The 15,257-nt window shown below is 62.3% G+C and carries 12 protein-coding genes; all 12 read right to left on the reverse strand.

Features of this window, described 5'->3' with window-relative positions:
* Positions 1-61 precede the first annotated feature (61 nt).
* A complete protein-coding gene (locus tag B348_RS0127325; RefSeq protein WP_017739203.1) occupies positions 62-727 on the reverse strand; it encodes a hypothetical protein in 666 nt (221 codons plus the stop codon).
* 257 nt (positions 728-984) lie between these two features.
* Positions 985-1,467 (reverse strand): poly-beta-1,6-N-acetyl-D-glucosamine biosynthesis protein PgaD, encoded by a 483-nt coding sequence (gene pgaD / locus B348_RS0127330; protein ID WP_026137107.1) that lies wholly within the window; start codon positions 1,465-1,467, stop codon positions 985-987.
* A 2-nt stretch (positions 1,468-1,469) separates the two neighbouring features.
* Positions 1,470-2,810, reverse strand: coding sequence for a poly-beta-1,6-N-acetyl-D-glucosamine synthase (gene pgaC / locus B348_RS0127335; protein ID WP_017739205.1), 1,341 nt, complete (start codon positions 2,808-2,810; stop codon positions 1,470-1,472).
* Positions 2,811-2,812: 2 nt separating this feature from the next.
* Positions 2,813-4,816: a poly-beta-1,6-N-acetyl-D-glucosamine N-deacetylase PgaB gene (pgaB, locus tag B348_RS0127340; protein ID WP_017739206.1), complete on the reverse strand. Its 2,004-nt coding sequence runs from the start codon at positions 4,814-4,816 to the stop codon at positions 2,813-2,815.
* 12 nt (positions 4,817-4,828) lie between these two features.
* Positions 4,829-7,309, reverse strand: coding sequence for a poly-beta-1,6 N-acetyl-D-glucosamine export porin PgaA (pgaA, locus tag B348_RS0127345; protein WP_017739207.1), 2,481 nt, complete (start codon positions 7,307-7,309; stop codon positions 4,829-4,831).
* Between the two features lie 299 nt (positions 7,310-7,608).
* The gene (locus B348_RS0127350; RefSeq protein ID WP_026137108.1) at positions 7,609-9,105 is read right to left on the reverse strand and encodes a YdgA family protein; all 1,497 of its coding nucleotides are present in this window, start codon (positions 9,103-9,105) and stop codon (positions 7,609-7,611) included.
* Positions 9,106-9,252: 147 nt separating this feature from the next.
* On the reverse strand, positions 9,253-9,885 hold the full coding sequence (locus B348_RS0127355; RefSeq protein WP_026137109.1) for a hypothetical protein: 633 nt from the start codon (positions 9,883-9,885) through the stop codon (positions 9,253-9,255).
* A gap of 81 nt (positions 9,886-9,966) precedes the next feature.
* Positions 9,967-11,409, reverse strand: coding sequence for an efflux transporter outer membrane subunit (locus tag B348_RS0127360; protein ID WP_017739210.1), 1,443 nt, complete (start codon positions 11,407-11,409; stop codon positions 9,967-9,969).
* Positions 11,406-12,296: an efflux RND transporter periplasmic adaptor subunit gene (locus B348_RS0127365; protein WP_017739211.1), complete on the reverse strand. Its 891-nt coding sequence runs from the start codon at positions 12,294-12,296 to the stop codon at positions 11,406-11,408. The genes B348_RS0127360 and B348_RS0127365 overlap by 4 nt, the downstream gene beginning before the upstream one ends.
* Positions 12,293-12,502: a DUF1656 domain-containing protein gene (locus B348_RS0127370; protein ID WP_010214247.1), complete on the reverse strand. Its 210-nt coding sequence runs from the start codon at positions 12,500-12,502 to the stop codon at positions 12,293-12,295. The genes B348_RS0127365 and B348_RS0127370 overlap by 4 nt, the downstream gene beginning before the upstream one ends.
* Positions 12,499-14,577, reverse strand: coding sequence for an FUSC family protein (locus B348_RS0127375; RefSeq protein WP_017739212.1), 2,079 nt, complete (start codon positions 14,575-14,577; stop codon positions 12,499-12,501). Before B348_RS0127375 ends, B348_RS0127370 begins: the two co-directional genes overlap by 4 nt.
* Positions 14,574-14,984 (reverse strand): MarR family winged helix-turn-helix transcriptional regulator, encoded by a 411-nt coding sequence (locus B348_RS0127380; protein ID WP_017739213.1) that lies wholly within the window; start codon positions 14,982-14,984, stop codon positions 14,574-14,576. The genes B348_RS0127375 and B348_RS0127380 overlap by 4 nt, the downstream gene beginning before the upstream one ends.
* Positions 14,985-15,257: the final 273 nt, after the last annotated feature.

The raw sequence follows: 15,257 nt of genomic DNA on the forward strand, positions 1-15,257 counted from the left end.
CATTGCGGCATTTTTGATACCTCAAATCCATTGTGGCGTTTTGATTATTTGCGCTTCGATCCTAACTCAAAATCTCTTTCAAGTGCTGGCTCACCTCCGTTAGTTCATTGGCAGACATTGGGCTATAGCGGATAACTATTAATACGCCATCATCGAACTCTGAAACACTGTCGACATGATTATTTAGACAATCAACGACTTGCTTCGGACTCTTCCCAAAAGCACGAGAGCATAGTTCCCGATCAAAATAATTAGCTGCATGTATACGAAAAACACCATCTCTTCCGTTAATGTCTTTTTTTGTCGCCTCACAAGCCGCCACTACCAGAGGCCAGTCGCTTCGCGTGATACTCCAGTCATGCAGGGCAGCTCGATAGGCTCCAAACGCTTTTATGTAGTGTGGGAAGACTCGCTTTATCAAGTCTGGGTAATCAACCTTTCCGCCAGCAAATTCAATGAATAGGGTGTCATCAAACTGTGCATCATCTTCCAGATAGTGTTGATTTCTTAGCGCATAGGAAATTCTGCCTTTCACTCCCGAAGGCAGTAATTTGTCCAGCGAAACCGAGACAACAAGCTCATCTTCAATATCGGGCAGTTCAATCGTATCGCCTAGACTCCACGGAGCGCCTAAGACCGCTAGCTGCGCCAAGAACCTGCTGTGCTTTTCTCGTATAGGCTCTGAGTAGTCAGGCCTATGTCGAAACTCCAACTTATACTTCGTCATCAAGGTGCTACCTTAACAGTGATATTTCTGATGTTTTGTTCAATCAAAATATCGGTTGTTCTAGCAGCCGCTTTTTGAGTTGGCAATTCAAAAACCGCTTTGGTACCTGTGAACGCTTTGAAACCGCTTATCAAATGCGGGAGGGGGCTGCCCCCGATAGCAGTGGGTCAGCACCCGATGAGCTGGCTGACACTCCGCTATCGGGGGCAAGCCCCCTCCCACATTGCCTGCATTCCAAATGATCTACAGGGCGTAGATCAACTCACGCCTTTGTCGCGATCCTGCCCCGGCACCAAGGTCAATGTCGGCTTTTCCACATCACGGGAGACATGGGATTTCACTTCCTCCACACCGCCCTCCTCGTCGTTGTGGATCACCAGCACCCCCGGCTTGCGCAGTTGCTCCAGGTCACCCTCGCCAAGCTTGAAGCTTTCGCTGAGGTTCTTGTCACTGAGGGCGTTGGCCTCGGCGCGGCGCTGGGCGAATTTGCGGCCCTTGCGTTGCTGGTAGCGCGCCCAGGTGACCAGGATCAGCGCGTTGAACAACGCGATCCACAGGTAGATCTGCAGGGTGTTGAGCGCGGCGAAGATCGGCGCCTCGATACGCGGCCCGCCGTGGGTTTCCAGCATGGCGTTGATGCCGCGCGCCAGCAGCCAGATCAACCCGGCCCAGGCCAACAGGGTCAGCACCACGTCGACGATCCACATCACGGTGTTTTGGCGAGTTCTGATCAGCTTCATGATCACACGTCCTCATTGGCTGGTTTGATCCCGCGGTCCGGGCTGACCCAGCGCGCGCGCTTCTGATGCTGGTTGAACAGCACCTTGGGAAAACTGACCAGGGTGGTGAACAAGCTGACCAGCCAGAACACCATCGGGTACCACACCGTCCAGAACAGGGTTTTCCACAGGTCTTTTTCGTAGCGCCGGTCAATCAGGATGCTCACGGCAAACTGCACCAGGCACACCATCGCCAGTACCAGGCCGGTAAACGCCGGAGGCACCAGGGAGTCCACCGCGATCGCTTGCGGCAACACCATGAATTTACCCAGGCCCCAGAAGATCACCGAGAGCAGGAAGGTGAAGGCCCAACCGGTGGATAGGCAGTACTCGAACAGCAGCGGCCACAGGTAGCGATGGCGCCATTGCCAGATGCCACGGATATTCTTGAACAGCACTTCGGCGCCGCCCTGGGCCCAGCGCAGGCGCTGTTTCCACAGGCCGCCGACGGTTTCCGGCATGAGGATCCAGCACAGGGCACGGGGCTCGTAGAAGATCGCCCAGTGATCGAGTTGCAGCTTCCAGCTGACGTCGATGTCCTCGGTGATCATGTCGGTGCTCCAGTAGTCGATGCGGTCCAGCGCCTTTTTACGGAACGCCACCACCACACCGGACACTGTAAAGATCCGCCCGAATACCCGCTGCGTACGCTTGATCAAACCGATGATCGAGGAGAACTCGCCCACCTGCACCCGGCCGATCAAGGTCGAGCGTGTGCGGATGCGCGGGTTGCCGGTCACCGCGCCGAGGCGTGGGTTGTCGAGCATCGGCGCGACCATGTACGCCGCCGCATTGCGGTCGAGCAACGCATCGCCGTCGATGCACACCAGGTACTCGCTGCGCGCGGCCACGGCGCCCATGCGCAAGGCCACGGCCTTGCCCTGGTTCTGCGCCAGGTGCAACACGCGCAGGCGCGGGTGTTCCAGGGCGAGGGCATCGAGGACCGCAGCGGTGTTGTCCTTGGAGCCGTCGTTGACGGCGATCACTTCGATGTTCGGGTACACCTGGTCCAGCGCCGCATGAATGGTCTCGGCCGCGTTATCGCCCTCGTTGTAGCAAGGGATGATGATCGAGATCAGCGGGTTGCCGGCCAGGGTCGGCGCCGGAGTGTCCTCTTCCCACGGCCAGTGGCGTTCCCAGTGCAGCCAGAAGTACAGGCCGCCGGCAATCCACAGCGCCGACATGAACAGCGGGTAGAAAAACACGAAGTCCATCAGGAACTGCCCGGTGACCAGGAAGATCAGGCCAAGAGGCACACCCAACACCAATGCCAGCACGAATAAAGCCAGGATTCTGTCGAACATGGTCAAGGGTTCCATTGGTTGGAAATGGCCGGACGTATGGTCTTCAGGTCCGGGGAGTTTTCCAGGAAGTTGTCCGGGTAGTAGCCAAAACTGGTGACACCCTGGCGCTTGAGCACGCCCATCCATTCAGCCAACTGCTCGGCGCTGATGTCCGGCGCTTCCTTGGTTCGCCAGTCTTTGGCTTGCAGTTCGAACACGGTGCGGTCGAGCGCGCCGGGACGAGCCTTGACGGTAGCCACCAGTTTTTCCAGCCAGGCGTTGGAGTTTTTCAGCGTCTGGCCTTCCATCAGCGGCATCGCCATCGGCGCGGTCCAGTCGTAGGTCTGGAGGAAGTCGTCGAGGTTCTGTGCGAACCAGGTTTCGCTCTGCGGGTTAAGCATCGGCTCGGCGAAGATATTGCGCGCGGTCATGATCTGCGGGCCACGGATCGCGCGGACTTTGGCGGTCAGCTCGTTGGTAAAGTCGATCAGGTAACGGCTCTTGAAACGGGTCCAGCGCTGCATCACCGCCGGGTCGGCGCGCAAGGCTTCGATGGTGTTCGGCAGACCGTTGGCGGCATAGGCCTTGAGCGCCGCAGGGCTGGCGTCTTCAAAGTCGTTGAACACCGCATCATCGTGATACAGCACGCCATCGAGACCACTGTTGCTGATACTCGCCAAGTCTTCGTAAATCTCGCCGATGATCTTGCGCACCTCTGGATCGAACGGCGACAGGCGCTGGTATTGATCGGGGTCGAGGCCGATCTGGCCGGTTTTCGGGTCCCAGCGGGTGACGCGTGGCAGCTTGGGGTCCAGGGCAAAACTCAGCACCGGCATCCAGGCATAGACGCTGGCATGGGCACGGGTGTGCAGTTGCCAGGCGACACGGTTGAACAGGTCGGCACGCATCGGCAAGTGGCGGTTGGGGAAGTACAGCGAGTGCACCAGGCCGTCGCCCTTTGGATCGGCATAGGCTTGCAGGAACACCGTCACCGCGCCCATGTCCACCACGCGTTGAATCAGTTGATCGAGGTTGCGCGCCTGTTGGGCCGGGTCCGGGTCGTAGACATGGTCGAGGTCCACGTGCAGCACGCGCATCGGCGCCTTGGTCTGCACGGCCACGATGCTGTTGGCGTAATGTTCGCCGTCCGGGTCGGAGGCCACCAGGAACCGCGGGCTGTTCATCAGCTTGGTGGAGTCGTCGAGACCATCGTCCAGGGTCAGCGCCATTTTGTAGCCGTGTTCATCGACCACTGCCAGCGACGTGCCGTCGGCTGCACCGTATGGCCATACCCACACCCGTGGGGCCTTGCCGGTCACTGCACGGATCTTGTCGGAAATCGCCTTCACGTCAGCGCGCATGCGCGCCTGGAACTGCGCTTCGGTTTCATAACGCTTGGTCGCCGGGTCATAACGCCGCGTGGTGGCTGCCGGCTCGAGGTTGCCCTGGGGGTTGCCCAGGATGCCTTTGTGGTTGTTGTCGGTGTGCGCGGCGATTTCCACCAGGCCCGACTGGGACACTTCGCGGATCTGCTGCCAGGTCAGGAACTCGCCGCGCGGCCGTGGCTGGCCGGCAAAGTCCACCGGTTGGTTCATCGGCGTGTCGATCCAGTAGCCCACCGGCGCCAGCAGGGCCGGCCAGCGGTAGGCCCGCAGGATCGGCATCACCCGCGTGTAGAAGCTCGAATAACCATCGTCAAAGCTGAGCATGACGGCCTTGGGTGGCAGTTCAGGCCCGCCGTTGCGGGCCGCGAGGATCTGATCGACGCTGACCGCCTGGTAGCCGTTCTCGCGCAGCCAGGCGAGCTGCTCGATCAAACGTTCGGTGCGCACCGCCACCACCGCCTGATCGGGGTCGCGATCCTCGACGTCATGGTAGGCAATGCCGAGGAAATGGTTCTTCGGCCACGCCACTTCGTTGGGCGCAACAGGCCGCTCGGCGGGTGGAGTGAAGGGTGCGGGTTGCTGGGCGCAGGCGCTGGCCAGCATTACGCCCAGAATCAACAGGCAACGGCTGAGGACAGTCATGGTCAGGCTCTTCTAGAAACGGTAAGTGAGGTCGACGAGCAGGCGCAGATCGCGTTCGCGATCGCCGTCGTAAGGTCGGCTGATCAGGCTCAGGTTCGCGCCGGCTTCCAGTACGTCATTCCAGCGGTAGCGTTGGCCGTAACCCACCAGACCGATGCCACCGGTGGAATAATCCTGCTGGCTATAGGTGCCCGCACCGACCTGGAACTGCTGACTCCACTGAGTCTCGTAGCGGTGATAGAGCACATGGTTGATGTTGATGACCGGCAGCACGGTGAAGTCCGACTTCGGGTTGAAGTAGATCGTGTCTTCCTTGCTGTTGCGGCTGGCGCCGACTTCCAGGCCCAGGTCCACTTGCACTTTCGGCGAACTGTAGAGGCCTTCGCGGCCACTGAGCAGGGCTTCGAAGCGGTCGTTGCCGTCGCTGAAGTGGGACGGGCTGAGGGTCAGTTTCCACTCGCGGCTTTCGTTGGCGCGCCAGCGGATGAAACCGCTGCCGCCGTTGGCCGTGATCCCTTCATTCAACGCCCGCAGGGGGGTGGTGGACAGCAGGTAGCCGAGGCTGCCGCCGTATTGCCAGTTGTCGTTGATATCCCGCGCAATCGACACCGCTGCGCCTTGTTTGGAACCATTGCCGTAGGAGTGGTTGGACACCTCGGCCTCGATGGTCATGTCGCGGGTGCGCCGCTCGACGCCGACCACCTGCCAACGGTGGTGGCCGGTGCCTTCTTCAAAGTCGGCGGTGGCGTAACCGGCACCGGCGAACAGGCGCCAGTCTTCGTCGATGGGCGGCGTGTAGAGCCGGCTTTCAATGCCCCAGTCACGGCTGCCCGAGACGGCACCGGCGTCGCCATTGTTGCCGCCGCCGAAGCTTTTGCCGGTGTAGGCTTCGACCCGCAGCTCGGCCATGTCATGCACGTCGCGCAAACGTTGCAGGCGCTGGACCTGGCGGTTGTCCGGGTTACGGGCGACCACATCGTCGGTGAGGATGTCGAGTTGCCGCCATTCCTGCAGGTCCAGGGCCGTGAAGCCTTGGGACATCTCCAGGCCGATGTCACGCGGGCTTTGCGCCTCCGTCTCCTTGAGCACACGCTCGGCGCGCCGTGGCCAATCGCGGGCGCGGTACATTTCCGCTTGCGCCAGGCGCAGCCCGATGCTGCCAGGGGCCTTGCCCACCAGCTCTTCCAGGGACTTCTCGCTGGACGGCAGATCGGCCCCATAGGTGCCGGCTTGCGCAGCCAATTGTTGGGCGTCCATCCACTCATCGTTGGGGTTGCCGATCGGCAGGCCCTTGAGTTCAACCCGGGGTTTCTGGCTGTCGGCCAGGTTCTTGGCGACGGTGCGCGCCTCGTCCACCTGGTCGTTTTCGAGCAAGGCGTAGAACAAGGCTGTGCTGTCTTCGACACGGTCGCCGACGTCGGCATCGGGCGCCTCAATGGCCTGGCGATACAGCGGCGCGGCCTTTTCCGGCAGGCGTTGGTCGAGGTAGGACGCCGCCACCCAACGCACGGCATAGGTGGGCAATTTCACGCCTTCGGCCTGCAGCTTTTCGTACTCGCGGATCACCTCGGCGGTGCGCGCGCGGGCCTTGAGTGCGCCGAGGCGGTCGATGCGCCACACCACCACGTCGTCTTTGGCGGTGGGGTCCGGGGTCCAGCGGGCGAGGAGCTTGTCGTAATCCTGCAGGGCGCGGTCAGCAATGACGTAGCGTTCCTTTTCGCTGCGCGTGGCGAACTCGGCCATGCGCACGCGCTCGGCGGCCAAGTCACCCTCCAGGCGGCGCTGGGTCACTGGGTCGATAAGGCCCGGGCGCTTGGCCGCCAGGCGCAACGCCGGTTCCGGCAAGCGCGCCTTTTGCAGGGCGACGATGTATTCGCGGGCAACTTCCGGTTTGTCACCGGCGCGGATGAAGGCCTGGTCGAACTCAAACAACGCGTCGTAGTTGAAACCGGCGCGGGTCAGCGCGTAGCCCAGGGCCATGCGCCGGTTGGGGTCATTCGGGTTGGCCGCTACCAGCGCGCGGGCACGTTGCACGGCTTCGGTGGTTTTGCCGCCGTCGGCCTGGGTCAGGGCCAGGCCCAGTTGCAGGTCGACATTGTTCGGCTCACGCACAAGTGCCTGGCGATACACCGCCTCGGCTTGCGCCCCCTGCTTCTGGTTGCGATAGGTCCGCGCGACGGTGGCGAGCGCCTGGGGCGTCAAGGTGCGGTTTTTGCCCTGGGCCTCGTACACCTTGAGCACTTCGGCGTCCTGCCCGGCCCAGCCGGCAATCACCAGGTGATCACTGACCTGGCCCGGCGTCTGGCGCTCGGCAGGCAGTTGGCGCAATTGGGTCAGGGCCGGCGTGAAATTGCCGTTGCGCGCCTGAATGATCAGGGCATCGTAGGCAGGGTCGGCCACGGCGAAAGCGGGCATCAGCAACTGGCTGCACAAGGCTGCCCCGATCAGCAGTCGTAACCGGCCTGTGGCACTGAGTGGGAGGTTTCGCAGCATATCGTGAGCTTCCTTACACACGGAAAGCTGTAACGATAGGTGGTCCTGAGCAATTTGCATCAGGGTGTCGGCGTCTCGTGACCCGACCTAGCTTTCCTGTAGGAACTATCCCTTAAGAAAGTAGGGGAAAGCCCAATTCAGAACAATTGTTCAGAATTGGCAGCGAATCTGAAATACGAATGGGGGAGCGGACTTGCCCGTGATAACGGGGCCTCAATCGACCTGAGCGTCGATTGTTTGACCCTGATCACTGGCACTTCCACTCCCCCATTATTTATTTCGGGGTGAAGGCAGAATCGTTACTGCGCGCCGCTCATCGCACCGGCTTTGGCCAAGACGAAGCCAATGAATTGTTCGACGGTCATCTTCTGGCCGTTGAAGGTCACTTCATTGTTGGCGTAGTGCAGCTTGGACACCACGTCGTTGCCCACCAGGGTCGCCAGTTGGGTGCCGACCGCCATGCCACTTACCATCTCGGCCGCCATCTGCGATTGCTGCTCGATGGCTTTCGGGTCGGTCACGCCACCGGCCTGGGCTTGCAGGGCAGCAATGTCGCTGATCATGGGTTTGGACAAGGTCAGGTTGGCATCCAGCAAGGCAATGATCTGCTTGCCCAGCTCAACCGGTGGCAGCTCCATGGACGATGGTTTGGTCAGGTCGAGGATCAGGTTGAACTTGCTTTCGCCGTGGGTGGTTTTCAGCGACAGGTTTTCCAGGGCCACTTGCGGCTTGGCTGCCAGCAACTGGTTGACGTTGGCTTCGGCCAGGGTTTGCTCGGCTTCGGTCAATTGCAGCTCCGGTACCGGTTGGCCCGCAGCGGCAGCGGCTTGCACCGGCTGCATCTTGTCCTGGTACAGCTTGGTCAGCAGCAGGCCCGACGGCACGTCGATGTTCTTCACGCTCACGGCCATGGCCGCGGAGCCGACCGGTTTGCCCTGGTAGCCGATCTCGTCGATCTTGTAGTCGACGCGGCCGTCCATGGTGTTGTCTTTGACGGCGCTGGTGTCTTTCTGCTCGAAGCCCTTGAGGGTCAGCACGGTTTGTTGCGGGCCGACGGTCAGCTTGGTGTCGGTCAGCTCAACGGTGTTCTGCCCGGTGTAGAAGCCGAAGGTGGATTTTTCCAGGTTGCTGGCCACGGTCAGGCCGGCCAGGTCGGCCGCAAAGGGCGTGCCGTCGCCATCGACGGCGGTCAGCTTGAGGCTGTTCATGTAGCCGTTGACCTTGACCTTCTTGCCTTCGGCGCTGCTGTCAAAGTCCAGGTTGAGGCCGGAGAAGCTGGCCGAAGACTTGTCGTCCTTGAACTCCAGCGGCAGCAGCTCGAAATTGCCGCTGACCGAACGGTTGTAGCCAATATTGGCCACGCCTTTGAGCGGCGACACATCTTTGGCGGCGGCGAACCATTTTTCAGTGGTCGGGTTCTTTTCCAGCGAGTAGTGACTGGTGGCCATGACCGGCAGCCACTTCAGCGACACCAGGCGCGAGAACGGCAGCGGGCCGTGCTCGATATGGTCGACAAAGAGCAATTCCGGGTTCGGGTTCTGCTCACCGAAGAACGACCCTTGGGCCTTGAGGCGATAGTGCGCGGTGCTGCTGAACAGGCCACGGTCCAGGGACACCAGCTCCAGGTCCAGGCGCCCATCGACGCCGGCCATGGAACGTTGCAGTTCCTTGTTGGCGTCCTGCACCGCCGTTTGCAGCACCGGTTCCAGCTGCTTGCCGGTGTACCAGGCGCCGCCTGCACTGACAGCGCCTACAGCGACGACAAAACCCAAAAGAACTACGGCTGGCTTATTCATGAAGTGACCTGATCAAATCCTGTGAGAAGTGGGCTGTCTTCCTTGAACCCCGAAAGGGTTGGCTCAAGCCCGCCAAAAGCGGGGGAAGATTAGCACTGGCGGCCGCGAACGGCCCAGCTTTTCAGAGGGGTCAGGTCAGCAGATGGTTCACGAATATTCCGATTCAATCTCATCGAGCTGGTGATCGAAACTCTTCAACCGCGCCGTCCAGGTGTACACCAGCACCTCAAACTCGCGGTGTATCACGGCGTTGCCCGGGGTGTCGGCCTTGGGGTCGCAGAAGTCCAGTTGGTAGCGTTCACGGGCCATTTGCGTGGCGACGTCGGACAATTCACGCGCATTATTCAGCCAATGCCTACCGTCGGCGACTTGCTGATCCAACGCCACGCACTGTTTTTTCAAGGCTTCGAGGCTTTTTTCCAGGGGCGTGCCGGTGAGTTCGCCCATGACTTCCTGGAAGGTGCGCCCCGGCTGCCAGTAGCTGCCCCAGAAATAGCGGTCGAACACGGTTTCGACGCGGCGCAGCGCCACCTTGGTGTCCCAGATCGCCACGCGGGTCTTGCCTTGTTCGAGCAGTTTTCGCTTCACCCGCTGGTTCTGGTAGGACGCCCAGGCCACCACGCCGATGGACAAGGTGCCGATCACCAGGCAGGCGCTGTCGAGAAACACCATGGCCTTGTCGATCTGGTGAGCGAGCATGACGCCGTAGAAGTAGGCAGCCGATAACAACACCAGTGCGAAGAACACGCACCAGAAAGCGGGAGCATAAGGGTTTTTCATTATTGGAATCCCCATGAGCAAACGCGAGCAGTGTCAGGTGAATCGTCACGGCGACTCACCTGACAAAGCATAGCTATAAGCTCAGGGTTTGCTGGCCGACGCCGCTTGCGTTCGTCCGCTTTCCCAACCGCCGCCCAACGCCAGGAACAAGTCGATCTGGCTCATGGCAACCTGGGTGTTCGCCGCCGCCAGTTGCGCACGCACATCGGTGTAGGTGCGCGTGGCTTGCAGGTCGGCGAGGAACGACGCGCGGCCGGCCTGGAAGAAGCGGTGGGTCTGGTCCGCCGCTTCCTTGGCCGACTCGCCGGCTTCGTTCAGGGCGTCGCGACGCTGCAGTTGCGCGGTGTATTGCGCCAGGCCGGTCTGGGTTTCGCGGATGGCGTTGAGGACCACGCCGTCAAAATGCGCCAGGGCGCCCTGGGTCGCGGCTTCGGCTTCGTGGATGCGCGCGCGGGCGCCGTTGGTCGGCACGGTCCAGCTGATCAGCGGGCCAAAGCCCCAGCGGTTGGTGGGCGCGGTGCCGAGGTTGTCGAGGATACCGACGGTGCCCACCGTGGCGCCGATGCTGATGTCCGGGTACAGCGCACCGGTGGCCACGCCGATGCGGGCGGTGGCGGCGGCCAGTTGGCGCTCGGCCTGGCGCACATCGGGGCGGCGCTTGAGCAGCGCGGCGCCGTCGCCCACGGGCAGCAACTGGGCGATATGCGGCAGCTCGGCGCAGGTGCCGGTGCCGGCCGGCAATTGGTCCAGCGGCTTGGCCAGCAGCATCGACAGGCGGAACAAACCCGCCTGGCGCGCGGCTTCGTAGCGCGGCATGTCGGCGCGCAAGGATTTGTATTGGGTCTGCGAGCGGGTCACCTGGGTTTCATCGCCCCGCCCGGCGTCGCGCAGGCGTTGGGTGAGTTTGGTGCTCTGGCCTTGCAGGTCGAGGGATTCGTTGGCAATCGCCAGTTCTTCATTGGCCGCGCACACCTGGGTGTAGGAGCGCACCACATCCGCCACCAGGGTGATGCGCGCAATATCGGCGGCAGCCTGGGCGGCGTCGGCGCTGGCCTGGGCGCTTTCGATGCCGCGTTGCAAGGTGCCCCACAAGTCGAACTGATACGAGGTGCTGATGCCCACGCTGCCGATATTCGCCACCGGGACTTTATCCGCGAGCAAAAACGCCTCGCCGGATTCCTGCAAACGCTGGGCCTCGGCTTTCACGCCGGCATTCCAACCGCCGGCGGATTCGGCCTGTTGCACCTGATAACGCGAGCGTTGCAGGTTGGCGGCGGCCACGCGCAAATCGGTGTTGGAGGCCATGGCCTGGCGCACCAGCTCATCCAGGCGCGGGTCGTTATAGAGCTTCCACCAATCCGCCGGCACGGGCGCCGACACCACGTTGTTGCCCTCGCCCGCGATTGGCCCTTGCAGGTCGCCGCGCTTGACCGCTGCCTCATTCGGCAGCGTGTAATCCGGGCCCACCGCCTGGCAGGCCGACAGCATCAGCCCCAGCGCGGCAATGGCCAGCCGTTGCTTCATGGCTGCTCTCCGTTCTTGACCGTGTCGGGAATGATCGACACGGTGGCCGTCCGCCCGGCGATCATGCGGAAGTCCGCCGGGACCTCTTCAAACGCGATCCGCACCGGAATGCGCTGGGCCAGGCGCACCCAGCTGAACGCCGGGTTGACGTTGGGCAACAGGTTGGCGCCGCTGCTGCGGTCGCGGTCTTCGATACCGGCGACGATACTTTGCACACGTCCACGCAGGCGGGCGTTGTCGCCGACCACGCGGATATCCACCGCCATGCCGACGTGGATGCCGTCGAGCTTGGTCTCTTCGAAGTAGCCGTCGATATGGAAGGAATTGCTGTCCACCACCGACAACACCGGGCGCCCGGCGGTGACGAACTCCTGGTTGCGCGGCGCACGGTCGTTGACGTAGCCGTCCACCGGGCTGCGGATCACCGAGCGGTCGAGGTTGAGCTGGGCCGAATCCACCGTCACCTGGGCTTCGGCCAGGGCCGATTGCGCGCGGGCCACGCGGGACTGGCTTTCTTCCAGCTGCTCGCTCGGCACCAGGTTGCCCAGGCCACGGTTGCGTTTGTATTCGCGGCTGGCCTGGGCCAGGGTTTCCTGGCGGTCGGCCACGGCGGCCTGGGCTTGGCGCAGGGCCAGCTTGAAGCGGTCCTGGTCGACGGCAAACAGCACCTGGCCTTTGCTCACCAATTGGTTGTCGCGCACGTCGACTTGCTGGATCAGCCCGGACACGTCGGGGGCGATCTGCACGATGTCGGCACGGATGTGCCCGTCGCGGGTCCAGGGCGCAAACATGTAGTACATGACCATGCGCCACACCACCACGACCGCAAAGGTCACGATCAACAACGTGAGGACTACACGGCCGATGGTCAAAAAGGGTTTTTTCATGTCATCAGGTATCGACTGAGTGAGTCCACCGCGCCCAGCAACAGCGCGTAGAGCCCCACGTTGAACAATGCCCGGTGCCAGACCAGGCGGTAGAAGTGGAGCCGGGTCAACAACCCGTGCACCACCAGAAACAACACGTACGTAATGCCCATCAGCACCAGCAGCGTGGGCAGGAACACCCCGCTGATATCCAGATCACCGATCATAAAGGCGCTCCATCGGGTAGCGGCGCTTCCTGCTCGGTGCCGCCAATGAATTCCACGCCAGGCAACAGCGCCAGGCGCAGGCCGGCCAGCGCGTGCAGCAGGTGCACGCGGGTGTCGTCTTCGTCTTGCAGGCCCTGGCCGTTGAGGGCGCGGCGCGTGCGGTCGAGGGTCATCAGCAGACCGCTCGGCGCGGGCAAGCGTTCACCGGCCTTGAGGCAGGCCTTGAAGTAACCGCCGACGCCTTCGACCACCTGGTTGAGCAGCACCCGTGGCACACCGAGGATGCGCGGCGAGTAGGCCAGCAGGTCGAGCAGGTTCAGCGCCACCCGCAGGTCGCGCAAGGCGACGCCGGTGTCGTGGCCGATGATCGCCAGGCGCGGCAGGTGCTGCATCAGGCGGTCGAGCATTTGCGCGGCAAGGTGGCGGTGTTCGTTGAGCGTTGCCGGTTCAGTCATGCCGACGATGTCGTGCCAGCTGAAACGGGTCAGGCGCTTGGCCGCCAGTTCGGCGCCGAAAGGCCGCGCGATCAGCGTCCACACGAAGGCAAACAACAGGCCCACGGGCCCGGCCAGGTTGACGTTGGCGAAGTTGAGGAAGTCCGCGTCATAGGCGCCCTGGATGCTGATGAACGACGAGGTGTTCACCAGCGTCAGCAACATGCCCAGGTAGAAGCGCGGCTGCACGGTAAGGGTGCCGATGCAGATAAACGGCACGGCAAACGCCAGCACCAGCATCGGGAAATCGTGCAGGTTGGGCAGCACCAGAAACAGATAGAGGCTGGCAAACAGCACCGACATCGCGGTCCAGAAAAAGAAGCGGTAGATCTGCGGCGCGGGGTCGTCCATCGAGGCGAAAAAGCTACAGGCCACGGCGGCCAGGATCACGGCGCTGCCACCGTCGGTCCAGCCCAATAGAATCCACAGCACCGAGGCGACGATGATCGCGGTGACGGTGGGAAACGCCGAATAGAACATCAGGCCACGGTCGAGGAACGGCGTGAGCCGGCCCAGGCGCCAGTGGCGGTAGACGGCGCGCCAGGTGACCTGGCTTTCGCAGGCGATGGCGGCTTGCAGGCTGCGGCAGTCTTGCCACAGGTCGATCCATTCGCCGAGGCGGTACAGGGCGTTGGAGAACAGTAGCGTGGGGCGTTCGTCCAGCGCTTCGCCAACCGGTTGCAGGGCTTCGACCTGATCACGCAGGACGCGCCAGCTGTCCAGCGAAGCGTCTTTTGCACTGCTTTGCAGCCACTGGCTGGCCGCCTCCAGCAGCGGCGTGAGTTGCTCCAGATACTGCGGCGCACGCTGCTCGACGGCATACAGCGCATCGTCGAGTTCCTCCACCACCGGCAACAGGTGGATCATGCGCCCGCGCAGTTCCTTGGTGTTGCGCACCGTCTGCGGCCGCGCGCCTTCGTGGGGCAACTGGCCGATCATCAGTTCCAGGGTATTGAAGGTGGCGACCATGCCGCCGCGCAGGCTGCTGACTTCTTCCGGCGTGACGTTGCGGGTCAAAAAGCGCTGGCTGTAGACCTGGGCGTCGGCAAACCACTTGCTCACCGAGCCGTCGAACACCGGCATCAGGCGCCGTGGCCAGAACATCGCGCCGACCACCGCCGCCACGGCGATGCCGAGGAAGATCTCTTCGGTACGTGCTTCGGCCACGTCCCACACGGCCAGCGGGTTATCCACCACCGGCAAGGCGATCAGCGGCAAGGTGTAGCCGGCCAGCATCAGCGCGTAGTTGTTCGCGGTGCGCAGGTGCATGGAGAGGAACAGCAAAATGCCCGTCCACAAGGCAATCACCACCACCAGCACATAGGGCGACTGCACAAACATCGGCACAAAAAACACCGCCGCCGCCGCGCCCATCAAGGTGCCGATGGCGCGGTACAGCGCCTTGGAACTGGTGGGGCCGACAAACGGGCTGGAGACGATATACACGGTGGCCATCGCCCAATACGGACGCGGCATTTGCATGAGCATGGCGATGTACAGCGCGATCATCGAGGCGGCGAAGGTGCGCACGCCGTAGAACCAGTCGCGGGCCGGCGGGAAGCCGCTGAAAAATCCGTTCAAAGGCTTGCCGCCTCAAAGGCGCGCAGCACGCGCAAGGCGGCGGCCATGTCGTCGGGCGCGATGTCGGCGAGGACTTCCTTGCGCAGGCGCACCAGTTGCACCTCCACCGCCTGCACCAGCTCACGGCCACGCTCGGTGAGGCTCAAGGCCTTGGCGCGGCGGTCGTGGATATCTTCGGTGCGGCACACGTAGCCGCCGTTGCACAGTTGGTCGAGCAGGCGCACCAGCGACGGGCTTTCCATCCCCGACGCCTGGGCGACTTTTACCTGATGCACACCGTCGCCCAGGCGGCCGATCATCAACAGCGGCACGGCGCAGGCTTCGGAAATACCGTAGCTCACCAGCGTGGTCTGGCAGATTTTGCGCCAGTTACGGGCGCCCACCACCATGCTGCTGCTGAGGTTCATCTGGAGTTGTTCGAGGGATTGAGGCACTGGATAGTTCGCATACAGTTAGTTTGCTAACTATCAATATGGTGGATGAATGGGAGGCCGTCAAGTTTTGAAACAATTTCGCGGATGAATGGAAAAAACGAGGATGGGCTTTTCCTAACGCGGGTCAGTCAAGCACTGGAAAGAACAAAAACTAACCTGTGGCGAGGGAGCTTGCGCCCGCCGGGCCGCGAAGCGGCCCCAAGAATGGGACTGCTGCGCAGTCCAGCGGGAGCAAGCTCCCTCGCC

Source organism: Pseudomonas sp. CBZ-4, assembly GCF_000346755.1.
Lineage (GTDB): Bacteria > Pseudomonadota > Gammaproteobacteria > Pseudomonadales > Pseudomonadaceae > Aquipseudomonas.